Here is a 23,535-nt window from a genome sequence, read left to right on the forward strand (position 1 = left end):
AAGCCTGTGAAATTTTACTCTTCGTAAAATTTCACAGGCTTTTTCATTTCAGAAGGGGGTTTTGTCCCAGCCTCTTTGTCTTTTATAATGGAATTATCGAATGCTATAGATAACTGAAAGATATAAACAAACAAACAAGAAAGCACTTATTAGAAATGAAAAGAATGCAGGTGTTTTTTTAATAAATGACATAATTAATAAGCCGATAAAAAGAACAGCTACTACAAATAACGAAATACTAACAGGGGTCAGTTCAAGCTGTACCGTCATGCTTGGCTGAAAGTCCTGATATAGCATTTTAAACAAAGTGGACGCGTCTTCCTCCGTTACAACCGTTTCATGCGGTGGAGCCTGTTGGCCCATGGCAGCTGTTGCTGAAAAAATAAATAAAATAATAATGCTCTCTAATTTTGCCCATGGCCTTGGATTAAAATGGGCGTTCTTCAGTAATTTCTTTTTTACCAACACACTGTTAACCATTGCAAATACGAGCAATGAAATGATTAACAGATGTTTAATTAACAGGGACTGACCATAAGGAAGCATCCAGGAATCGAGATAATCCTTGTATTCAACCACAAAGGACATAAGCATTAGTCCTGTAATGATGGTACTCATAAAGCATATAATTGCTACAGGTGAAAACCATTTTAAGAAACGGATCCAGTTCTCATGATTGCTTGAAAACCAGCTGACAACAAAAAGAATCCCTACCCAAACACTGACAGCAGCTAAGTGCAGCGAATGGCTTGTAAACCCAATAACAGGGTCATAGGTACTGGCATGACTGGACCAGCCCATAGCAAGAATGATGAAAATCGCCAAGCTTAATCCAATATATGCGTATAAGGGTTTTTTTCGATAATCGACCCAAATCACATATAAAAAAAGGACGGTAGCAAGCAAATACGTCACTAGCCAAGCTTTTCCTACCTCAAATGTAAGCAAAACAGATTGAAGCAAGGAAAAGGATAACCCAATATTCTGTTTCAAATATAAGATTAATTGCCATACCGGATAAAAAGAAAAAATACCGATTCCACCTATTGCCAACAACAGCATCCATTTTGGTACAAGAATTTCTGGTTTATTCTTACTTGGTATTAGTGAAAAAATAAAGGTACCCACTAAAATGGATAAACAAAGATATAACAATGCCTGAGTAAGAGTGCCAATAAGTAGCATAATCTATTTCTTCCTTTTCGTAATCCAGACAAAGCTTACGACAATAATAACTGCCAAAATACCGATAAGTACGGGGATAATAGTAGAGGAGCTTTTCGTTTGCTCGGTTTCTTGGCTATTATCTTCAACCTTTTCTTGAAGCTTTACGTCTTCTGCTGTTCCTTCCTGCTCTATTTCTTCGCTATCTTGTTCAACCTGTGTTTCAGAGACTGGTACTTCTACCGTAAATGATACAACTCCATCAATCGGATGACCGTCAGCACCGATTATGCTCCAATTTACTTGGTATTCTCCATTTTCTAAAGAATTCATGATATTTCCCGTGACCTGATTTTCAGATAATAGGATGTTTTCAACAGGAATTGATTCTCCTGCTGAATTTTTAAGCTCAAATGTACTGCCCTGCTCAATTTTTGACTCAAATGTTAGTGTAATCGTTTTAACTTCTTCTGTTAATACAGCTCCATCCTGCGGGAAGGAACTTTCTAACCCTGTATGCGCGAATGCATTCTGAACGAATAATAGGGAGAGGATCAATGTTATAAACAATATCTTTTTCACTATAAATAACCTCCAAATAGTATTAATTGTTATATTGTATCAAAGGCTGTACATACACTCAAAGCTTTATGTATTATGTCATAAAGATAAAAGTTGATGAATCGACAAATATCGAAATAAAAAAGATGATCCCTGTGACCATTTCAACGCATAAAAGAATGAGGATTTTCTTCCAAGCCTTAGAAAAAATGAATATAAATATCGTAGCATAGTTAATGAAGTGACATAGTATTAACAACAGCATCGTCATAATTAAAATTGGAGCCAATAAAGATTGTGTATATTGTGTACTATCTAGATTCGATCTATGAATAATAGACCCTAGTAATAATAGTAGAGATAGAATGGTAATAAAACCTGCCCATATCTTCGTCTTGCTCCATAGTTTCTTGGAAATCACAATTAATTTCCTCCTTATTCTATGTATAATAAGGATATTATAGCATGAATAGCTGAGCCACTAATTGATATCAAAATAAGACCGTGATAGTATGAAAAAATGAAAATAATGAGTTTAAGAAAAAAAGGAAGTGCACGTATTGTCAAATTCATCCCATTCCCTATGCGACAATAGTCGCGACACATTACATGCCGATTGTGAAAACTGTTTTGGTCTATGCTGCGTTGCACTGCCATTTGCTGCGTCTGCAGACTTCGCAGTAAATAAAGATGGTGGAACACCCTGCTCTAATTTACAAGCAGATTTCCGCTGCCATATTCATCAAAACCTCCGCGAGAAAGGTTTTCGAGGCTGTGCAGTTTATGAATGCTTTGGTGCAGGTCAAAAAGTATCACAGGTTACCTTTCATGGTGAGGACTGGCGAGAAAAGCCGGAAACAGCGAGGAATATGTTTGAGGTATTTCCCATCGTGCAGCAGCTTCATGAAATGCTGTGGTATCTTTCTGAAGCTTTATCAAGTGACATAACAAAATCCATTCATCATGATCTTCATCAAGCACTTGAAAAGACAGAAGGTCTTACCCTTCTTGAACCTGCAGCACTTATGGAACTAGACATACCGGAGCATCGCGCAGAGGTAAACACATTACTTTTACGCACGAGTGAACTTGTACGTGCCGAAGCGTTACAAAAGCATAAGCATACAAAAAAACGTCGGAACACATATGGAAGAGGTGCTGATTTAATCGGTGCCAATCTAAAAAATGCAGACCTAAAAGGGGCCAACCTAAGAGGTGCACTCCTCATTGCCGCTGATTTAAGAGAAGCGGATTTACGATATTCAGATCTAATTGGTGCTGATTTCCGCGATGCGAATCTAAGTGGTGCCGATTTGACCGACAGCATTTTTCTTACTCAGGATCAGCTCAATTCCGCAAAGGGTAATTCTCGTACGAAATTACCGCCTAAACTTAAGCATCCAACACACTGGCCTCGTTAATTAATAATTGTCTCACTTCAGAGTTTTCCATGGTATTACTTTTGGAGAATTATGTACACCGGGATTCTGTTTCTTCCAAATTGGATATAACAGAATCCTTGATTATTTATACTTGAAACTCCTGCGCTTCTCCACCTTCATTGTTTAAAATTCGAATGGTTTCAGGCTGAATTTCAAGTAACACATAATTGGAATCTTCTGGACCAGAGAACCACTTAGAAAAGGAATCATCCCAAAATTGCTGCTTCAACTCTTGCGATTGATTAATTCGGCTCGTTCCGGATACCTCAATATAACTATCACTTAATCCTTTCTCCTCGTAGCCTAACAAAACAGATGCAGAAGGATTCTTCTCTATTTCATCTACTTTCTCTGTGTCCAATTTTGTTGGTGTAAAAAGTGTTAAATCCTTATTGAAAAATGTCATATAACGTACATGAGGTTTCTTATTTTCTACATTAGCTAAAATACCTGTTCGATGATTAGAAATAATCTCTAATGCTTTCTGTTTCAAGTCCTTATTCAAATCCTGACACTCCTTTTCTATCGATTTTCAGCAAGAATTATTCATTCAACAACGCTGCTTCTATTTTTTGAATCATGGTCATTCCTAAATAAAGCGGTGGATCCGAAAGCTCTGCATCTTTATCAGCTGGCTCGCTAAATTGATTGAAGGCAGCGGAAGTATTTCCGTTATGTGCGTGGTCATCCAAGCCAATTTGATATTTGTGGGACAATAAAAATGGTCTTCCCACCTTGACTCTGCAGCCCCTTGCATCTAATTGACCGTTAACTGCCTTAAACGGCACCCTTAAAAACTGGTAGCCTGCCTCTTCCCCTATCTTACAGTCAAAGTATCCATGATCATATTCCCAGTTTCCCCCGACTGAAAATCCGTATGGCTTCAAGGCAAGCTCAAGCTCATACATATCAAATACCTTGCCCTCTATTCTAGAAGGTAAATCAATCATCGTCATACCCCTTTCAAACCCTTTTTCTTAGCATTTCCTTAAAACACAGAGTTAGTACATAAAGAATCTAGCCTATTCATTTTTCAATACGAACATTACCTAATGCTTCCAATACTTTTCAAGTGCTCCAGGAGGAGACGGACGATCAAAGTAATAACCTTGCCCAATAACCTGGAATTGTTTGAGGTATTCGAGCTGTTCTTGGGTTTCAATCCCTTCAATCACAATTTGCATTTCCCCTCCCTTTGATGCAGATAATACGGCATTTAAAATAAACATTCTGCGGCTATTATGAATATCGTCAATCAAGGATTTATCGATTTTTAACGTATCAAACTCAATTGTAGAAATGATATTCAGAGAAGAATAACCTGTTCCAAAGTCATCAATGGCGATTTTAATACCGTTTTTTTTCAATTCCTTGATGATTGATTGTGAATCTTTTACATTTAACATGACCGTTTCTGTTATTTCAATCTCTAGATAATGAGGATTCATTTTCTCTTCATCCACTATCTCTAAGACCTTCTTTGCAAAATCAATGTCTCTAAATTGCCTTGCTGATGCATTCACAGAAACTCTTACCTTTGGATATCCTTGTTTTTCCCATTTCACTACTTGTCGGCACGCTTCTCTAATGACCCATTCGCCTATTGGAACAATCAAGCCTGTTTCTTCAGCAACTGGAATAAACTCAGCAGGTGAAACAAATCCAAATGACGGATTCCAGCGAAGCAACGCTTCTAGTCCTACCAAATGACCTGTTTGTATATCAATTTGCGGCTGGTAATAGAGCCTGAACTCATGATTATCAATTGCTACACTCAATGCTTTTTCTAATTGGTGTTTCCGAATTACCTTTTCATTTAAATCATCTGTGAAGAATTGATAATTATTTTTCCCTTTTTCCTTCGCTGCGTACATGGCAAAATCAGCATGCGTCAGGAGTGTTTCGAAATCGCTGGTGCATGCATTCAACAAGCTGATTCCAATACTCATTGTAGTCACAATTTCATGGCCATTAATGAGAATAGGTTTGCTCATTTTGTCTAATATAAATTCTGCCATTCTCTTGACTTCTTCTTCCGTTACATTTTCTTGGACAAGGATAAATTCATCCCCGCCCATTCTCGCAATCATATCTTCCTTTCTGATTGAATCCTTTAACCGTGCCGCAACCTTCTTTAGAAAGAGGTCACCTGTATGATGTCCTAATGTATCATTTATATTTTTGAAATTATCAAAGTCAATTAGAAGCAGCGCAACAAAAGATTTTTTTTCCTTCGCTTTCTTTATTACATGTTCCAATTCCTTGTAAAACCAGGTTCTGTTCGGAAGCTGTGTTAATTGGTCATTATAGGCCAATTCCTTCATCCTTTTTTGCGCATCTTTATCCTTGCTAATATCTTTCGCAATTCCGTAAACACCTAAAATTTCATTATCTACAATGATAGGAATCTCAGTTATATAAATAGGAATTCTTTCCCCGCTTTTATGAATAACGTGGATTTCATCGTTTTGTGGCTGACCTTCCAACGTTTTACTAAACATTTCTGTTGCTTTATTTAGATCCTTAGGATCAATAATCCGTTTAAATGGCATGCTCAATAATTCTTCCTTTGAATACCCAAGCAATCTTGTACCAAATGGATTGATTTCTCTAAAAAACCCCCTTCGGTCCAAAGAATAAACACCATCTGGGTTATGCACAAATAAAGATTGAAACCGCTGCCTGTTAATTTCTAATTCTCTTCTGACTTTTTTTCGTTCGGTAATGTCTCGTAAAATAATTTGAATGGCGGGCCTATGATCATAAAGTATACCTATTCCACTTATTTCAACATCAATAGTTGCTCCATCTAATGTCATAATTTTAATTTCAGCTGATTTTACAATCTCTCCCTCACTAAACATTTGCAAGCGGCTTTTGACTGTGTCTCTATATTCAGGGAGGACAAAATTCATTATCTGCTTTCCGATTAGTACATTCTTATCCGTCGCTCTGACTGCTTCAAGACATCTTTCGTTAACAAAGATAATTTTTTCTCCATCATGAACAATCATTGCTTCCGGAGAATTTTCCACCAGTCTTCTGTAATGTTCTTCACTTTCTTTAATTTTCTGAAGTAACCTTCTTTCTGATGCTAGCTGACGGTAATCAAAAAAGGCCAAACAGATGGCAAATACCATAAGCAGAAGGGTAAAGATGGAAGTATAAAGCGCAAGCCCAAAAAGTTCGATCCCATTTGAGTCAGGAGTGTGATTAGGTAGTATCGAAGAGGATTTCGTTCCGATAACGTGGATCATGAATTTAGTTGAACCTAATAGGATCGACGAAATGACATACTTAAAGCGATACATTTTTCTATCCTGTTTAATTTGTAAGAGAATAGTAAGACTGATAAACGAAAAAAGGATCGAAATAACGATGGATAGTAAAAAGGAAAAGGAAGTTATATGAATGATGACAGCCTGTCGCATCGCTAGTGTTGCAATATAGTGAAAGGAGCTCAGACCGAGTCCCATAATAAAACTGCTCAGAATGATTTTTGTTTTCGAAACAGCTGTTAAAAATAACATAGAAAAAGCAAAAAAGGAGGCCATCACCACCGAAATTAACGATAAACAAAGTAAAACAGGGTCATATGTATACTCTGGATGGTTTCTTTCAGCCATCACGCCCATAAAATGCATTGAAAAAAAACCCATCCCAAAAATAATGGAGATGATATATATCCAACCGGCCTTATTCAACCGCTTCTTTTCAGACATCCTCTCTGCCAAAATAAAAGCGGTATACGTTGAAAAGACACCGATAAAAACAGAAAGCAACACAAGAAAAGGATTATAAAACTCACTCATTCACACACGCCCTCTCCTAACAAAATAGAGCTATATTAAATTATCCCCAAATTATATGGTTATATGAAAAAAAGCAGGGGGACGGTTCTATTGCTTCCATAGAAGCAATAGAACCGTCCCCCTGCTTACATAATCATCTTCAAAGAATAATACCTTGTCAATTTTTGCGATCTCATTATTAGCTCAGATTTTTTACGGTCCGCTCTGCCAATTGACTGCCTCTTCTGGCAACAAATAAATAGGACATAACAGCAATCAATTCACAGGTAATAATAATAATCCCCATCGGCCATGCTGACTGACCATTTCCAATACCTACAAGCGGCGCCATAATCGAGCCTAAAATAAAGGGCATCAATCCTAATAGAGCAGATGCACTGCCCGCCGTCTTCCCTTGGCTTTGCATAGCAAGCGCAAAACAGGTGGTTGATACCACTCCAACACTTGATACGACTAAAAATAATGCTGGTAAAATACCTGATAAACCAGCACCTAAAGTAAGCATCAAGTTAAGCAGAAAACCACCTGATATAGCGATTCCCAAACCCACCATCAGCATCTTAGTTTCCTTTACTTTACCTGCAAGCCTTCCGGTTACCTGACTCGCAATAATAATTCCGATTCCATTTATGGCAAAGATAAAGCTGAACGTCTGTGCTGATGCGCCAAAAATTTTCTGAACCACAAAGGGAGATCCGGAAATATAAGCAAACATTGAAGCACTTACAAACCCTTGCGTAAACACATAACCCATGAAAACCCGATCATGCAAAAGCAGTTTAAACGTACGTAAGGTGGCCTTGATTCCGCCATTACTGCGATTTTCAGGAGCTAGTGTTTCTTTTACTGCAAAGAATGCCATTGTAATCATGAATAAACTTAGAATCCCTAATACAATAAATATTCCCCGCCATGATGTAAATTGCAGCAGTTGTCCGCCTATGACCGGTGCAAGAATCGGTGCCGCTCCATTAATCAGCATTAACAGTGAAAAGAACTTCGTTAGCTCGACTCCCGAATATAAATCCCGCACAATTGCTCGTGAAATCACCATTCCTCCTGCCCCTGACAAGCCTTGTATGAATCGCAGAAGGATAAGCACCCATACAGTAGGAGCACTTGCACAAAGAATGGATGAAAGACAATAAATAACCAAAGAGAGTATTAATGGTCTGCGTCTTCCCTTTTGATCACTAAGCGGTCCCAATATCAGCTGTCCAATCGCCATTCCGAGTAAACAGGCTGTTATACTTAACTGTGCTACAGAAGTACTGCTTTGCAGATCTTCACTAAGCGCAGGCAATGAAGGAAGATACATATCAAGCGATAACGGTCCAATGGCGGCAAAGGAACCAAGTACCAACGCCATCTGCAGCCTCTTTGTTCGAGTTATTTTAACTGTTAGCGCATTACTTTCACTCATGTTTCCTACCATCCTCTAGTTAGTCTGTATGTAACAGAATATAATGGATACTATTGGGAAAGCAAGATATATGATTTGTAGACTATGACTCTTTAACATTTGGCTGTGTAAATGCTTTGATTCGTGAACAAGAAAATAGCAGGAATAAGAAACAGGCGATACCTTTTTGAGGCATCGCCTGTTTCTTATTTAAACTTTTCAGGAAATTGCTTGATGATTCCATCCGCTAATATTCTTGCCATATGAATTAAATGCTCTTCATTTAAATCCGCGAGACGAATATCACCTTTCCAATCCTTATTCAGCCTTGCCGTTACCTCATCTGTTGTATATCTTAAATGAGTATAGAACATATCTGTCAATTCTTCTTTAGACCAATTCGGGTTTGCCTTTGTTAAAAATTCAACAATTGTATCCGCGTTCCGAAACCATTCTTTATTATATTTCTCTACACTATTTTGATCCTTTACTTTAGCCGCATCGATAATCTTCCCGGCTATCAAAATATGTTCTTTTAATAACTCTGTCAGCTTATTTCCAGCTTTTGCCCCATAATACGGCTTGATGAGATTCCCCATATCAGTTTTGTTTTGTAACAGTCTGTCTAAAACGTCCTGTTTATCTTCTAACTCTCCAATATTACTGATAATAAAACTCCTCGTCCACCAGGCATGCTCAATCCAAAGCTCCTGCATATCATAATACAATCTTAATACGGCATCGTTAACACAAGTTTCATTCGAACCTTTCGTTTCCTCCGCATTAACCTTAACCTTAACCATAGCAGAAGGATGTAAACTTGAGAATAGCATAACAAATATGAGTGAAACGAACCATTTTTTCAAGCTTTTTTCTCCTTTACCTGTTTTTTAACAGATATAGTATTCGTTCCTTCGATTTTCTTATGCTTCAAATAAAAAAACTTTGTCCCTTTGTATAACAATGAATAAAGGACAAAGTTTTTACTTTTTTAATAAAGCTCAGTCTTATAATCTTCTTCCAAACTACTCTCTATCGATTCTGCAGTTGCACCAGGGAGCTTTACATGATCGGCTAGAATCTTCGAAGCATTGGGTAGTAACGCCTTATCGCTCCATGATTCAGGTTTCCACAGCCCTGAGCGAATAATGGCCTTCGCGCAATGGATAAAACACTCTTCTACCTCGATACAAATGCCAAGCAAAGGCTTCTTGCCTTTAACAGCCATTCTATCAAGTAACTGTTCATCCTTTACCAATGATGCTTTCCCATTTACTCTCAAGGTCTCCCCTAAGCCAGGTATTAAAAATAATAAACCAGCCTTAGAATTTGATAGAATATTTCTAAGCGTATCGCTTCTTTTATTACCCGGCCGCTCTGGGATTACGAGATGCTTTTCATCCAATACCACTACAAATCCCGGCATATCACCGCGGGGAGAAACATCACAATAGCCCGCATCATCTGAAGTAGAAATAACCAAAAACGGTGAATGCGAGATAAAATCCTTACAGTGATCATCTAAATGAGTAATCACCTTTCGCTTCACAAGCTCACTCGGATAACCAATAATCGATCGTAATTCTTCCTCCGACTCTATTTTGTCCTCATAAGGAATCACTCGTTCCAAAATAACTCCACTCCTTTTCTAAGGAAGCATGGGGACGGTTCTTTTGCTTCCTAAATTCACTTTTTGGAAGCAAGAGAACCGTCCCTCTGCTTCCTGATATGTTGGGCTACGATTAGACCGCTTTCTATTTGGATTCGAACTAGTTTTTGTATTGGGATGACAGAGTAGTTTAGTTCTTTTTCTAGTTGCTGGCAGTAGTCTTTTAGTTGGTTTGTTCCTTTCTCAAGTGCTTTATTGAGCTTTGACAAGGCTGCTTTATTATCAGCTTCCTCTTGCTGAAGTCGTTCGATTTCAAATTCAATCGTACGAACCGATAGACCTAGATACAGTCCATGATAAAACTTTGCCGTCTGTAGGTTATCAAAGATTTCCGATACTTTGGCACGTTTTTCAAATTCCGGCTGGCTGTTTGCCCATTTAATCTTCGCTTCGCTGCCCTCTAATACATATGTAATAACTTCATCGACAAGCTTCACAAATGGGTTACCTTCTGATATATATGGACGAACGTCATTTAGCAAGTCTTGTAAAAGACTGAAATGCGCTTTTCCCAGTTCAACATTCTTTAGTATGGCTTCTTTTCTAGTAAGTTCGCCTTCGCTCATATCCTGTATTCTGGAATCATAGAAATATGGCAGCTCTGCAAGAAGAGTGACACAATCTGCTTTTGAGAGCGCATAGTCTGCACTGGACGTACCATTTTTAATGTCAGGAGCCTCACCGGTAAATTTTTCCGTAAAATCATAAGCATCTTTAATGCTCATACTCTTAAAAACAGCCGGCGACAGCTTTGTAATAAACGGCTCCTCAGGTTCTCCTAAACTCAATGGAATATCCTGTTTCAAAGCTGAATGTCGTAACGCATCATATAATTCAGGTAGGTCATGTGAAAGATACCAATAGGCTCCTCCAAATCCGGCATTATGTAGAGAATACATAAATTCGGGTTTCGTTTCGTCAATTAACTTCATTAAGGCCTGGGTTTCGGGAAGTGGGTCATGGAAGTGTAATTCCTTATAATCAATCGGAAATGTCCATTCCACCTGCTCATAGCCAATTGGCCTGAAGTAGTTTTTCGTATAATTAAATAAATTGAATGGTCCCTTAAACCATTTTTCATTAAGTCGAACACCGTCCGGATCAATGCATTTAATGATGTACCATGTGAAACCTAACTTTTCACGCAGTTGATCATTTTCTGCAAGCTCTCGAGAAAAGTACTCCATTGTCATAGCTCCAATTGGTTCATTGGGATGCGGGCAGGCAAAGCATAGTGCATTCTTTGGCCCGTCCCCAATTTTCATACATAATATCGAGTGTCCATTTCTCGAAATCCCTGCTTCAAAAACAGTCACAATTTCAGGAAATTCTTTTGCGAGCTCTTTTGTACTCCTATCCATTTCATCAACGGTCAGAAAGACCTTATAATCTGGAACCTTGTTAACAACACCTTGAATATCCATATATAGAATGTCCTTTCAACAGCATAGTTTGTCACTTTGCCTTTATTAGTAGATAGATAAAATAAGGAGCACTTAAAATTGCTACAACAATGCCCACTGGAATTTCACTAGGTGCCAATACATTCTTTCCAATCGTATCTGATACCATTAACAATAAGGCACCGATTAGTGTTGATAGTGGGATAATATATTGATGCAGCGGCCCCATTAATTTTCTCGCAATATGCGGGACAACTAAGCCTAAAAAAGCAATTCCGCCGCCTGCAGCGACAGAAGCTCCGGCTAGTGCCACAGCAATCAACAATAGAACCTGTCTTTCTCTTTCCACACTTGTACCAAGACCGCTCGCCAGATCGTCACCAAGGTGTAATACGTTCAGTACATGCGCCTTCGATAAAGCAATTGGAATGAGAATCAAAATCCAAGGTACTAAAGCACCTACGAAGGTCCAATTGGCATTCCATATATCCCCTGTCAACCAAACCGTCGCCTGTCTGAAATCCTGGGGATCCATTTTTAGTTGAAAAATAGTCAAAAATGCACCGAAGCCTGCATTTACACCAATCCCCACTAGTACAAGCCTGATTGGGTTTACTCCATTTTTCCAAGCTAAAACATAAATAAGCACGGCAGCACCAATGGCTCCCACTAGGGCAGCAAAAGGCATCAGAAAAATAGACATTGAACTCGCCGTTGCAAATTCCCCTTGAAAAAAGAAAATAAATAGGACAACAGCTAGGCCTGCACCTGTATTAATACCCAAAATTCCAGGGTCCGCAAGCTCATTCTGGGTAATCGCCTGCAGGATAACTCCAGATACAGCTAGGCCTGCACCAATTAACAAAGCTAACACAATTCCCGGTAAACGGAACTCAAATAGGATTAATTCCTGCTTAGGCGTTCCATTATTAAAAATGGTTCGTATAACCTCTCCCGGTGTAATCGTAATGACCCCTGTACTCAAACTTACAAAGAACATGATCAGGATCATGATGATCAATAGTACAAGGATCGAGATGAACTTTTTCTTTTTCTTCACTACAGCTGTATTCATTATTTTCCACCCCCGCTGCCTCGTGCTAAGTAAAGGAAGAAAGGAACTCCGATAAGGGATGTAATCGCGCCAACTGGTGTCTCAAACGGGGCATTAACCAGTCTCGAAATAATATCAGACAGAACAAGTAAAAGTGCCCCCATGATAGCCGATGAAGGAATAATCCAGCGATAGTCGGTCCCCATGATAAATCGAGTGATATGTGGAACAATAAGCCCAACAAATCCAACCGCACCAGCAACAGAAACCGCTGCACCTGTCAAAATGAGGATCGCGAAAATTCCTAGACCTTTTATAATAAGATTATTCTGCCCTAAGCCGATGGCCATATCTTCACCCAAGCTTAGAACGGTAATCGATTTTGAGATAAAGAAGGACACCAGTAATCCAATGATTCCTGAAAATAAGAGAACTTTCACAGAACTCCAATTGGCTCCGTCCAGTCCACCTGCAATCCAAAATCCTAATTCTTTTTCCAAATTAAAATGAAAAGCGATGACTGACGTGATGGATCGTAACAGTGTCCCAATTGCAACACCTGCTAAAGCTAGCTTCACGGGTGTTAATCCGCCGTTTGAAAATGATCCAATCATAAAGATAAGTCCGACGGCAAGACCTGCCCCGATAAAGGAAGATAACGTTATTCCTGTTCCTGAAATGCCGGGTACTAACGCCATTACGAGGACTAGAGCAAACGCAGCTCCATCTGTCACCCCCATTACAGAAGGCGATGCCAAAGGATTTCTTGTCATCCCTTGCATAATGGCACCTGATACAGCTAAAAAGGCTCCCACTAATGCTGCAGAGAAAGCGCGGGGCAAGCGCAGCTCTTGAATCACTTGATGTGAGGTAAGATCAGGATTGAAATGAAAGACTGCCTGCCAGACAGTCGCAAGCTCAATATCTGTTGTTCCATATGAGACAGACAGACCAAGAGAAAAAATCAATAAAATAATCGCAGCAATATTAAGGATAATTTTTATTGGGCTCGAATGATTAATAAATGATAGCATTGCTCTCTCCTGTTTCTACTTTTGTTGTTAATCGTATAGTTGTGAATTGACTTAGTAAATGAAAATGATTATCATTAACATAGAAATTATAACATAAAGGAGAAATACATATGAACTCTATTAAAAAATTTCGTTTACTATTTTTCAGTATAATTTTCGGATTACTGATGATTATCTCTGCATGCGGAAAAAATAGTGACGAAACAACTGAATCAGAGAAAGAGAACTCGAAAGATACTTCAGAAGTAACAGTCGAATCTGCAATGGGTGATGTGACCATCCCTTCTGGTGTAGAAAGAATAATGGCTCCTTTCCATGAAGATGCGCTATTAGCCTTAGGTGTTACTCCTGTTGCGAAATGGGCGATTGGTGAAACAGTTCAAACTTACTTAGAAAAAGATTTAAAAGATGTACCAAGCATTGAATGGAATCTCCCATTAGAGCAAGTACTTGACCACGAGCCTGAACTTCTTATTTTAGAAAATAATATGGACGGCTATGAAGGATCATACGAAGAATATAATAAAATTGCCACAACATACGTGATGACAGAAGAAACGCAAGCAGATTGGCGGAAACAAATTGAAACCTTTGGAAAGATCCTTGGTAAAGAAGATGCTGCTAAAAAGGCATTAAGTGATTATGAAGCAAAGGTTACAAAGGCAAAGGAACAAATAAAAGGAGCAATTGGAGACGAAACAGTTGCTGCTATCTGGGTAGTCGGCAATCAATTCTTCTTATTTGAAAACAACCGTCACAGTGCCGATGTGGTATACAACGAGCTAGGTATCAATCAACCAACACTTATAAAAGAACTTGGAGACGCTGAAAGCTCCCAATGGAATCCTCTTTCTGTTGAAAAACTTTCAGAGCTTGATGCAGATCATGTTTTCCTATTAGCTTTAGAAGGCGAGCAGGGAATTGAAACACTAAACAATAGTGCTGTATGGCAAAGTACCCCTGCCGCTCAAAATGGAAATGTCCACATCCTAAACGATGCAAGTAACTGGACAAACAAAGGCCTGCTAGCCTCCAAAAAAACAATTGATGACCTAGTGAAAACTCTAGTAAAATAATTACTATACAAAGCTGCTTCCAAATAGGAAGTAGCTTTTCGTGCTTTAATGTGGTGGGGGACAGTCCCCCACCACATTAAAGCACGAAAGAATGTGTCTATTTTTTTAATGAAAATGATTATCATTGACTATTAGATTAAAAGGAAATACAATAATGGTAAATATATTGGGAATAGTAAATATGAACAGGCTGTTTTTATGCACGACGTAGAGGAGAGATTCCAATGCAATCCTTATCAGCAAAGGGCTTAACACTTGGTTATGGGGAAACCATTATAATTGATAATCTAGAAATAGAGATTCCGAAAGGTGAAATCACTGTTTTCATCGGCGGGAACGGCTGCGGAAAATCTACACTACTGCGCTCATTAGCTCGTCTCCTTAAGCCACAAAATGGTAGTATTCTTTTAAATGGACAGGACATTGCAAAGATGAAAACGAAGGATGTCGCGCAAAAGCTTGCTATATTACCACAAAGCCCTTCAACACCCGAAGGATTAACCGTTTATGAACTGGTAAAGCAAGGGAGACACCCCTACCGTGGACTAATCAAACCTTGGTCTAAAGCAGATGAAGACGCCGTTATTGAAGCACTGAAAGCAACGAATATTCTAAGCTTAAAGGATCGAACGGTTGATTCATTATCCGGCGGCCAGCGGCAGCGTGCATGGATTGCATTAACGTTAGCACAAAACACGGATATTATCCTATTAGATGAACCTACTACCTATTTAGATATGACACATCAAATTGAAATTTTAGATTTATTGTTCGATTTAAATGAAAAACACAAACATACAATTGTCATGGTATTACATGACTTAAACCTTGCCAGCAGATATGCCCATCATATAGTGGCAATTAAAGAGAAAAAAATCTATGCTCAAGGAAAGCCGGAGGACATTATTACGAGCGAATTAGTCCACGATGTCTTTCAAATGAAATGCAATATTTCCTGCGATCCTATTTTTGGAACACCCATGTGTATACCACACGGAAAAGGCCGCTCACTGCATTCACAACATTCTAAAGCAACAGCCAAGCTGTCTTAATTAAAATAGCTGCAAGATATTTATCATGCAGCTATTTTAATTAAGACTTTTTCTTTTTCTCTATAATAGTTCTTCCCCTAAAGATTCTATGCAAACGAATTCAAAAAACTGTGGCAATTGTGGGCTTTACTTCATAGATTATAAGGACACCAATTGATTCTATCCTCACAAAAAAAAATTTACTCCCTTGATGCAAAGCTTTTGGAGAAAAGTTAGATATTTAAGGAGAGCAAAGATGGGAAACTTTAAAGACTTTTTGCATGAAGGATTCTTTTATAAGCTTTATGTTCCGAGTGGTCCCACAAACGAAAGTCTGCCAATGGTCGTCATGCTTCATGGATGTGACCAGGATCCTGATCAATTTGCTGAAGAAACCAACATGAATCAACTTGCTGAAAAAGAACATTTCATCGTCCTTTACCCGACGATGAAACGAATCTATAATCCTCTATTTTTAGACCCTCATAAATCGAATCCCGCCGGATGCTGGAACTGGTTCTTAGATGAAAACCAACATCGTGGAGAAGGACTGCCTAAAAGCATTGTTAACCTAATGCGTGATGCAGAAAAGAAACTAAAAAAAGACAGCTTGTCTATTGATTGGACGAAGGTTTTTGCAGCTGGCTTTTCCTCTGGCGGAGCAATGGCCAGTATCTTAGGTGTAACTTATCCTGATCTGTTTAGCGGCATTGCTGTATGTTCCGGATTACCATATGATGCGGCGAATACAAATTTATGGAAGGATCCTTGGAATATAGCGGCTGAAATGGTCATGAGAAACGGGGTAAGAGACCCCTATAAATGTGGCATGAATGCCTTTCTCGAAATGCAAAAGGCATATAGCGAAACCTGCATAAAAAGAAGAATTCCACTGATTGTTTTTCACGGTACAAATGATTTAACCGTCCATCCTAAAAATGCGAATCAGATTATCATTCAATGGAATCAGGCACATTTTCTCTTTGATGGCAGTAAAGGCCATGTGAATACCGCACCTGCCTCTGTAAAAATCGAAACAATGAATAATGGCAGACGATATTCTCAGCATAGCTATTCCGATAATAACGAATTACCTGCCATTGAATTGTACTTGATACACGATATGGAACATGTGTGGTCAGGGGGAAATAAATCTGGTAAATTTACTGACCCGCTCGGTCCAGATGCATCATCCATCATTTGGGATTTTTTCAAAGGTACCTTCGTCACATAGCAATGGTTTTTCTTCTACGCTTTGATAAAATTTCATATTAGAATAATAGTGCAGGACACCATCCCATTAGTGGATGGTGCCCTGCACTGTTATCGCTGATTTCTGCTAGAAACACCTATTATCATACATTTACACGTAGTCTTCTAAAAAAAGGATCTCCCGATTTAGTGGAAGATCCTTTTTACTATTATGCTAAACGGAATTTGTTTGTTTTTAGCTTATCAAGTGCAACTAAGAATTCGTCATTTAGTACTTTAATATGAGTTCCTTTCATCCCTAAAGAACGTGATTCAATAACACCGGCACTCTCTAATTTACGAAGTGCGTTGACAATCACTGAGCGAGTAATCTTCACACGGTCCGCCACTCTTGATGCAACCAATAATCCTTCTTTTCCTTGAAGCTCATCAAAGATATGTTCAACTGCTTCCTGCTCGCTGTAAGAAAGTGAATTAATGGCCATTTGAACAATTGCTTTCCTGCGTGCTTCAACTGCAAGCTCTTCGGCTTGTCCGCGCAGAATTTCCATGCCTACTACGGTTGCACCATACTCTGCTAGGATTAAATCATCATCTTCAAATGGAGTTTCGATTCTGCCAATGATTAACGTTCCAATTCGTTCTCCCCCGCCAATAATTGGGACAATCGTTGTCACTGCATTTTTGAATAAATCTTTATTTTCCACCGGGAATACTGAATGACTATTATCCACATCAAGGTTTGAAGATGTTTCTTTGATGTTCAATAAATTCTTTGTATACTCCTCTGGAAAACGTCGATCTTCTAACATTTGTTTAATTCGCTCATTCTCAATTTCTTGATTAATTGAAAACCCTAACAATTTTCCTTTTAAACTGATAATAAATGTATTAGCTTGAATAATTTCACTTAATGTATCAGACATTTCCTTGAAATTAACAGATTTTCCTGCAGTTGTTTGTAATAAAGCATTGATTTGTCTTGTTTTAGATAATAAGTTCATTGTATTTTCCCCCGATTATATTCCTGTTAAATTTTGTATTTATCTTATCCCAAAGTATGTGAAATAGTTACGATCTATTAATTGCAAAGTAGATTAATAAAAATAATTACTTCCCTTCAATTGAATCTATATGAAAACATAAATCAATTTTAATTCATTTAATATATTCAACTAATGATAAAAGTCACAGTTTTTCGTGTAAATGTGAATATTTTATTAATTATTATTTTTTAAGCAAAAATTATTGAGTGAATATTTAACAATATTGACCGTTTCTGACATCTCCGTTTCTATTGATAAACGAATCATCCTCTTTTTTAAATTAAGCCAATCGGCTGCTGCTAGCCTTTAATTTTTCCAGTGCAGGCAGAAATTTATCATTTAATACGCGAATATGTGTCCCTTTCATTCCTAGTGATCGAGATTCAATCACACCAGCACTCTCTAGCTTACGGAGTGCGTTGACAATAACGGAGCGAGTAATTTTGACTCGGTCTGCAATCCTGGATGCCACTAATAGTCCCTCTTTACCGTTTAGTTCCTCAAAGATATGTTCAATCGCTTCCTGCTCACTGTAGGATAATGAATTGATGGCCATTTGAACTATTGCCTTACTCCGGGCTTCAACTGCAATTTCTTCTGTTTTTTCACGAAGAATTTCCATTCCGACAACGGTTGAACCGTATTCTGCCAGGATTAAATCATCATTTTCAAATGGATTTTCGGTTCTTGCTAAAATTAATGAGCCTAATCGCTCTCCGCCACCGATAATGGGAACAATTGTTGTAAAACCATTGTTAAATAACGACTTGTTTTCTTCTGGAAAAACAGAGTATTCACTTTGTATATCAAGATTTGATGAAGTTTCTTGAATTTCCAAGATAGTATCCGTATAGGTTACAGGAAATTGATTAGATAGAAGGATTTGCTTTAGACGTTCATTTTCAATATCCTGATAAACAGCAAACCCTAGAAGATTTCCTTTGAGTCCTACAATATATATATTTGCATTCATAACATCACATAGTGTACTTGACATTTCATTAAAATTCACAGTCTTTCCAGCTGTTGATTGTAATAAAGAATTAATTTTTCTTGTTTTGGATAATAAATTCATATGATAATTTCCTCCTAAATGACAATCATTCATTTATTATCCACCAGTATTAATAGTTAAATATAATCACCATCTGATGAATTTGTTATGAATTATGTCCTTTGTTATAAAACCAATTTTAAATCAATTGATAAATTGGATTGATGATAAAAGTCACAACTTTTTAGGTAAATGTGAATATTTTATTAATTTTCAATATGCTAACAAAATAATTTGCAGCTTTTATCAACTTCATCCTGACACTTATCCCACTTTTTACACATAAGATATCGAAATCACAGGTTGAGGGGGTGAAAGGAGGATGGGATTATTTATCAATCACCATGATAATCATCCTTCTATCTATAAAAATAATGATTCACCAAAGGAACCGAATCAAGAAATGGTCAGGTGTAATTCCATTTCCGTTATGCTACAGGAGCAGCAAAAAGTGAACAGGGAATTGAGAAAATCAATTGAAGAAATGAAACCACGCTACAATAAACTCCAAAGAACGATGATGACACAGAGTAATCATATAAAGAAACAAATCCATGATCTTAAAAGAAGCTATTACCATCATGAGGATTTTGAACATGAAATGATTCAATCACTGCAGGCATTGAATGAAAAAAATGGATATCTGCAGGAAAGTATTGACAGTGGAAGTCAAATGAATCATTCTATTCGAGAGCAAATGAATAGTGTGCTTGAATCGGATCAGGAAATGGCTGCCCGGCTAGAAAAAAATGAGGCTGCCATTCAACAGCTATCCTTAAAGGTAAATGAGCAGCTTACACTTCATAAAGAAACAACCGTAAAGCAAGAGGATTTTCAAAGGGATGTTTTGAAGCGGCTTGATAAGCAGGAAGCATTAACAGAGAAAATCTCTCGGCAATTGAATCATATCCGCTCGATTATTTTCGAACGAACAAATTATATAGCAAGTAAATTAGAAAATGGATATAAACTGACTTCTTCCTATGTTTACAAGCTAATGAATGGGTCTGAGCAGCCTTTGGAATTTACACTGTTAAACGATAAAAAGCGTGAAAAGCACAAACCAATCGATTAATAAAAAAAAGAGGACTCATCATCCCTGGATGAAACGTCCTCTCAATAAAATACCATTTACAATTTACAATTCCTTCAGCCTGTAAACTGTTTTCGCTGCAACTAAATCAGCTGTATTCTTGCGATATTCTTGATAATGCACTGTTTCATTATGGATTTCAACTGCCTGTAAATCCTTCCAAATTTCATATAAAACAAACGTCTGGTCTTCAATAGATTGATGAATGGTGTATTGGATACAACCTGCTTCCTCCGTTGAACCCTTTTGTACCTTTTTTAGTTCAGCTAACAGCTGTTCCTCATAACCCTCTTTTGATTTCAATACAGCAGTAACAATAATTTGAGTCATTTCATTACCTACTTTACTAATTATTTAGCTATGTATTGATCTTTTACTTAATTCCCGTTTTACATTGAGGACAGGTTACCTCCTGCACATGCTTGAATTTAATTTTTTTAAAATCCTGTTTATTTTTCGTATAAAAATAATGGTACGGGAATTTACATATGCAGATTTGTTCATCCTTGACAACATGTACTAAATGATCTTTTGTACTATAAATAGTTGGTAAAAACATATTCACCCTTCTTAGTATGTATTAGGCAAATTAGAAAAGTGAGTTCTCAATTATTAACTTCATTGCAACCCGGCTGCCGTGGCATGTCCATGCTTTAGGCCCGTGGCTTTGCGTCTTTTACTTTCGTAAAATTTGCCCTTTATTATCATACCATAAAGGAGCTGGATGGTTGGTATTTTATTGAAACATTCTTAAAACACAATAAAGCCTTCTCACTGACCGCGATTATTTTTCCGGCTTCTCTTCATGGTAGAATTCTTCATCATGTTCGATGACGATATATTCTTCCTCTGTTTGTTTTGTGTCAGGATTAATAAACTCCTTCGTAACCAATAATGCAACATCGCTTTGGATATCCTTGGCACCCCAGATACGGATGATTTTTGTTTTATCTCCATTATAAAATACGGTTTCAACGGTCAATACCTCGTCCGTTTCTTCTTCCTTAGATTCAACGTGCACAAAGGCCTGAAGAAATTGGACTTGCTCGTTATTCTTATCAAGAAAATTCATCAGAAACGTTAAATATTTCGGAAAATCTACTAGCTGTTCTCCAAAGAAATACGCTCCCAGTTCGTCTGGATTCGTTGTGTGAAATAATAGCTTTTGCATTGTTTTTTCTCCCTTGTCATCTATAAAATATGTTCACGGCCTACCAAACATAATACATTTATTTAATAATTGATTCTCCATTCAATATACTAAGCCTATTTAGTATTATACCAGTTCAATAGAGCGATTCCAAAAAAAGTCCAGAAAACCATGAGTATACCTGCCATGATATGCACACCTGAATGATTACTTGCTTTCGTGAACGATCCACTTGTATGAGTGAATAGATTTTCGTATAGTAAGGTTACTTAAAAGTTTTACTGGAGACATTGTATAATTAGTAGAAAAGAGGCTGAGTATGCACCCATTTACCGAAAGGGCGATTGCAATCATCAGATCCATTCCGTATGGTAAAATAATGACATATGGTCAAATTGCAGCCCTAGCAGGAAGTCCAAGAGGAGCCAGGCAGGTTGTACGAATTCTCCATTCCATGAGCGATTCTCATATGCTGCCGTGGCATAGAGTGGTGAACGCAAAAGGTGAAATTGCCATCAAAGATGAAGAAACACACTACCTACAAATGTCACTTCTTAAAAAAGAAGGAATTATTGTAGACGAACATCATCGAATTAATTTGAAGCAGTACAGGCATGATGATCAAGAACATAGGAGAGGCTAAACTTGGATAGTACAAAAATTCATCAAACGATGACGGTAGAAAAAGGCTCCAATCTGTACAACGCAATTGAAAAGGTTGGTACAGTACAAAAGTATCGAAAAGGGGAAATGATCTATTTTCAAGATGATGCAGCCAGTGAGTTTTATTTAATCAAATCAGGTCGTGTCCGACTTTTTCTTACTTCAACAGAAGGCAATGAAATCACCTTGAAATTATTAGGACCGAATATGATTTTTGGTGATGCCTCACATCTCAGCCATACTCCCCGATTAACTTCAGCCAGCACTGTGACAGATGTGGAATTGTTAACGGTTAATATAGACCGGCTGCTCTCATATATGACCCTTAATCCAAGCTTAATGATCGAGCTGTATTCCTTAATGGCGCAAACCATCCGCCTGCTCTCCATCCAGGTTTATAGCATGGCGTTTTTATCATCCGACAAAAAGGTCGCTCATATATTAGTCCAATTGGGCACTTATTTTAAACAAACAGAATATGACCCACAGTATTCAATCGATTATACTCATCAGGAAGTATCGGAGCTAATAGGCATCGCAAGAGTCACAACAACCAAGATTCTCAAACAATTTGAAAGACAAGGCTGGATTTCCCTTGGATACCACAATATCACGGTCCATAATGAAAATTCCTTAAAGCAGTATTTACTTTCTTAATTAGGACAATATAATAAAATAAAAAGGGCTTTCCGATCCGAGTTCGGCAAAGCCCTTTTTTATCTTTTCATAAGAATACCCTAGTTACACTTTTAGCTTAAGAGCAAAAGCGGCTGATTGGACGGATAGTTAAAATATTGACGAACTGTCAGCGAGATGCCTTTTGCAATGGTCGTTGCCATTGTATAGATAAGATGCAGGTCGGTCAGAAAAAGCGAGCGAGTTTCTGTTGGGACATTTTTCAACACGACCCCCATCACACTGCAGTCACCAACCAACGGCAGATTGTTTCCCAAGCCTGCTCCAGGACGTAAAGCCTCATCACGAACCATAATTGAATTTAACGTTTGTTCAGTGCCCAATACACTATCAATAGCAACTACAAAGCTCTTGTCAGGTAAGGATATCTGCGCTAGCTCAGACTTAAGAGTTGCTGCATCTAAAGGATATTTTAATGTTCCTGAAACGGTTATGTGGTTTGTATATAACCCCTCCAATAGCGTACCGACAAATGGACCGAGGCTGTCCCCATTTATTTTATTAGAACCAATTCCCACCACATAAATATGTTCGGTTCCTTCTGGTATTAAAGAAAACAAGCGATCCCTTATGAAGAATGGGGCTAATTTATGATTATAGGGAATAATCCTTTCCACTCCACTAGCTTTTCTTGTCTCATAACTTAGGGTACTCATTCTTCCTCCAGCTCCTCTATGTAGGGGTTTCTAAATCATTTAACTATTCTTACTATTAATTTAACAATAGAATAGTGCATTTCGACAAGAACTAACTCATTAAAATTTACATTTATTATAATTTGCTGTGTTAATGTACAGTGTTAATTTTTGTTAGTAGGTTGATTGTAGTGGAAGGCACAAAGACTCCTCGAAAATTCTATCGAATTTTCTCGTGCGTGGGCGGATTCAGGGAAGCTATTCAATGTCCTGCGGGAGAAGCGAGACAGTCGAGACCCCGCAGACACGAAGTGTCGAGGAGGCTCGGCGGTCGCCCG

At 37.9% G+C, this 23,535-nt stretch carries 23 protein-coding genes and 1 riboswitch; of the genes, 7 read left to right on the top strand and 16 right to left on the bottom strand.

Annotated features, from left to right (window positions below; translation table 11 throughout):
• Window positions 1-93: 93 nt before the first annotated feature.
• Together ACHUFV_RS26990 and ACHUFV_RS26995 are read right to left on the bottom strand one after the other, a co-directional pair.
• A complete protein-coding gene (locus ACHUFV_RS26990; RefSeq protein WP_394239538.1) occupies window positions 94-1,185 on the bottom strand; it encodes a copper resistance D family protein in 1,092 nt (363 codons plus the stop codon).
• A gap of 3 nt (window positions 1,186-1,188) precedes the next feature.
• A complete protein-coding gene (locus tag ACHUFV_RS26995) occupies window positions 1,189-1,746 on the bottom strand; it encodes a copper resistance CopC family protein (RefSeq protein WP_394239539.1) in 558 nt (185 codons plus the stop codon).
• Window positions 1,747-2,285: 539 nt separating this feature from the next.
• Between ACHUFV_RS26995 and ACHUFV_RS27000 the strand changes: the two genes are divergently transcribed.
• A complete protein-coding gene (locus ACHUFV_RS27000; RefSeq protein WP_394239540.1) occupies window positions 2,286-3,146 on the top strand; it encodes a pentapeptide repeat-containing protein in 861 nt (286 codons plus the stop codon).
• A gap of 106 nt (window positions 3,147-3,252) precedes the next feature.
• On the opposite strand, the gene ACHUFV_RS27005 is transcribed toward ACHUFV_RS27000, so the two are convergent.
• From ACHUFV_RS27005 to ACHUFV_RS27045, 9 genes are all read right to left on the bottom strand, one after another.
• Complete coding sequence (locus ACHUFV_RS27005; RefSeq protein ID WP_394239541.1) at window positions 3,253-3,672, bottom strand: pyridoxamine 5'-phosphate oxidase family protein; 420 nt, start codon at window positions 3,670-3,672, stop codon at window positions 3,253-3,255.
• Window positions 3,673-3,709: 37 nt separating this feature from the next.
• Window positions 3,710-4,117 carry a YugN-like family protein gene (locus tag ACHUFV_RS27010; RefSeq protein ID WP_394239542.1) on the bottom strand — a complete coding sequence of 136 codons (408 nt, stop codon included), beginning with the start codon at window positions 4,115-4,117 and terminating at the stop codon, window positions 3,710-3,712.
• Window positions 4,118-4,216: 99 nt separating this feature from the next.
• The gene (locus ACHUFV_RS27015; protein WP_394239543.1) at window positions 4,217-6,979 is read right to left on the bottom strand and encodes a bifunctional diguanylate cyclase/phosphodiesterase; all 2,763 of its coding nucleotides are present in this window, start codon (window positions 6,977-6,979) and stop codon (window positions 4,217-4,219) included.
• Between the two features lie 178 nt (window positions 6,980-7,157).
• Window positions 7,158-8,402 carry a multidrug effflux MFS transporter gene (locus ACHUFV_RS27020; RefSeq protein WP_394239544.1) on the bottom strand — a complete coding sequence of 415 codons (1,245 nt, stop codon included), beginning with the start codon at window positions 8,400-8,402 and terminating at the stop codon, window positions 7,158-7,160.
• A 185-nt stretch (window positions 8,403-8,587) separates the two neighbouring features.
• Entirely contained in the window at window positions 8,588-9,247 is a 660-nt protein-coding gene (locus ACHUFV_RS27025; protein ID WP_394239545.1) for a glycosyltransferase, read from the bottom strand.
• A 125-nt stretch (window positions 9,248-9,372) separates the two neighbouring features.
• On the bottom strand, window positions 9,373-10,011 hold the full coding sequence (locus ACHUFV_RS27030; protein WP_394239546.1) for a pyridoxamine 5'-phosphate oxidase family protein: 639 nt from the start codon (window positions 10,009-10,011) through the stop codon (window positions 9,373-9,375).
• Window positions 10,012-10,067: 56 nt separating this feature from the next.
• Entirely contained in the window at window positions 10,068-11,474 is a 1,407-nt protein-coding gene (locus ACHUFV_RS27035) for a M14 family zinc carboxypeptidase (RefSeq protein ID WP_394239547.1), read from the bottom strand.
• 31 nt (window positions 11,475-11,505) lie between these two features.
• Window positions 11,506-12,528 (bottom strand): FecCD family ABC transporter permease, encoded by a 1,023-nt coding sequence (locus tag ACHUFV_RS27040; protein WP_394239548.1) that lies wholly within the window; start codon window positions 12,526-12,528, stop codon window positions 11,506-11,508.
• Window positions 12,528-13,541 carry a FecCD family ABC transporter permease gene (locus ACHUFV_RS27045; RefSeq protein ID WP_394239549.1) on the bottom strand — a complete coding sequence of 338 codons (1,014 nt, stop codon included), beginning with the start codon at window positions 13,539-13,541 and terminating at the stop codon, window positions 12,528-12,530. The genes ACHUFV_RS27040 and ACHUFV_RS27045 overlap by 1 nt, the downstream gene beginning before the upstream one ends.
• 110 nt (window positions 13,542-13,651) lie before the next feature.
• Between ACHUFV_RS27045 and ACHUFV_RS27050 the strand changes: the two genes are divergently transcribed.
• The 3 genes from ACHUFV_RS27050 to ACHUFV_RS27060 all read left to right on the top strand — a co-directional run bounded on the left by ACHUFV_RS27050 (window position 13,652) and on the right by ACHUFV_RS27060 (window position 16,882).
• Complete coding sequence (locus ACHUFV_RS27050; RefSeq protein ID WP_394239550.1) at window positions 13,652-14,617, top strand: ABC transporter substrate-binding protein; 966 nt, start codon at window positions 13,652-13,654, stop codon at window positions 14,615-14,617.
• A 224-nt stretch (window positions 14,618-14,841) separates the two neighbouring features.
• Entirely contained in the window at window positions 14,842-15,669 is an 828-nt protein-coding gene (locus tag ACHUFV_RS27055; protein ID WP_394239551.1) for an ABC transporter ATP-binding protein, read from the top strand.
• A gap of 235 nt (window positions 15,670-15,904) precedes the next feature.
• Window positions 15,905-16,882 (top strand): extracellular catalytic domain type 1 short-chain-length polyhydroxyalkanoate depolymerase, encoded by a 978-nt coding sequence (locus tag ACHUFV_RS27060; protein ID WP_394239552.1) that lies wholly within the window; start codon window positions 15,905-15,907, stop codon window positions 16,880-16,882.
• 187 nt (window positions 16,883-17,069) lie between these two features.
• Here ACHUFV_RS27060 and codY (ACHUFV_RS27065) read toward each other — a convergent pair whose 3' ends face one another.
• Window positions 17,070-17,864 (bottom strand): GTP-sensing pleiotropic transcriptional regulator CodY, encoded by a 795-nt coding sequence (gene codY, locus ACHUFV_RS27065; RefSeq protein ID WP_394239553.1) that lies wholly within the window; start codon window positions 17,862-17,864, stop codon window positions 17,070-17,072.
• Between the two features lie 322 nt (window positions 17,865-18,186).
• A complete protein-coding gene (gene codY, locus ACHUFV_RS27070; protein WP_394239554.1) occupies window positions 18,187-18,981 on the bottom strand; it encodes a GTP-sensing pleiotropic transcriptional regulator CodY in 795 nt (264 codons plus the stop codon).
• A gap of 301 nt (window positions 18,982-19,282) precedes the next feature.
• Between codY (ACHUFV_RS27070) and ACHUFV_RS27075 the strand changes: the two genes are divergently transcribed.
• Entirely contained in the window at window positions 19,283-20,035 is a 753-nt protein-coding gene (locus ACHUFV_RS27075; RefSeq protein ID WP_394239555.1) for a hypothetical protein, read from the top strand.
• Window positions 20,036-20,098: 63 nt separating this feature from the next.
• On the opposite strand, the gene ACHUFV_RS27080 is transcribed toward ACHUFV_RS27075, so the two are convergent.
• Entirely contained in the window at window positions 20,099-20,383 is a 285-nt protein-coding gene (locus ACHUFV_RS27080; RefSeq protein WP_394239556.1) for a putative quinol monooxygenase, read from the bottom strand.
• A gap of 289 nt (window positions 20,384-20,672) precedes the next feature.
• Window positions 20,673-20,759, bottom strand: a riboswitch (cyclic di-GMP riboswitch).
• Between the two features lie 78 nt (window positions 20,760-20,837).
• Window positions 20,838-21,224 carry a hypothetical protein gene (locus ACHUFV_RS27085; protein ID WP_394239557.1) on the bottom strand — a complete coding sequence of 129 codons (387 nt, stop codon included), beginning with the start codon at window positions 21,222-21,224 and terminating at the stop codon, window positions 20,838-20,840.
• A gap of 298 nt (window positions 21,225-21,522) precedes the next feature.
• Here ACHUFV_RS27085 and ACHUFV_RS27090 point away from each other — a divergent pair, with 298 nt between their 5' ends.
• Together ACHUFV_RS27090 and ACHUFV_RS27095 are read left to right on the top strand one after the other, a co-directional pair.
• Entirely contained in the window at window positions 21,523-21,846 is a 324-nt protein-coding gene (locus ACHUFV_RS27090; protein WP_394239558.1) for an MGMT family protein, read from the top strand.
• Window positions 21,847-21,848: 2 nt separating this feature from the next.
• Complete coding sequence (locus ACHUFV_RS27095) at window positions 21,849-22,523, top strand: Crp/Fnr family transcriptional regulator (RefSeq protein ID WP_394239559.1); 675 nt, start codon at window positions 21,849-21,851, stop codon at window positions 22,521-22,523.
• A gap of 92 nt (window positions 22,524-22,615) precedes the next feature.
• Here the strand turns inward: ACHUFV_RS27095 and yyaC are convergent, their stop codons facing one another.
• Complete coding sequence (gene yyaC, locus ACHUFV_RS27100; protein WP_394239560.1) at window positions 22,616-23,218, bottom strand: spore protease YyaC; 603 nt, start codon at window positions 23,216-23,218, stop codon at window positions 22,616-22,618.
• Window positions 23,219-23,535 lie beyond the last annotated feature (317 nt).

It is taken from the genome of Niallia oryzisoli, from assembly GCF_043641075.1.
Taxonomy (GTDB): domain Bacteria; phylum Bacillota; class Bacilli; order Bacillales; family Cytobacillaceae; genus Bacillus_BD; species Bacillus_BD oryzisoli_A.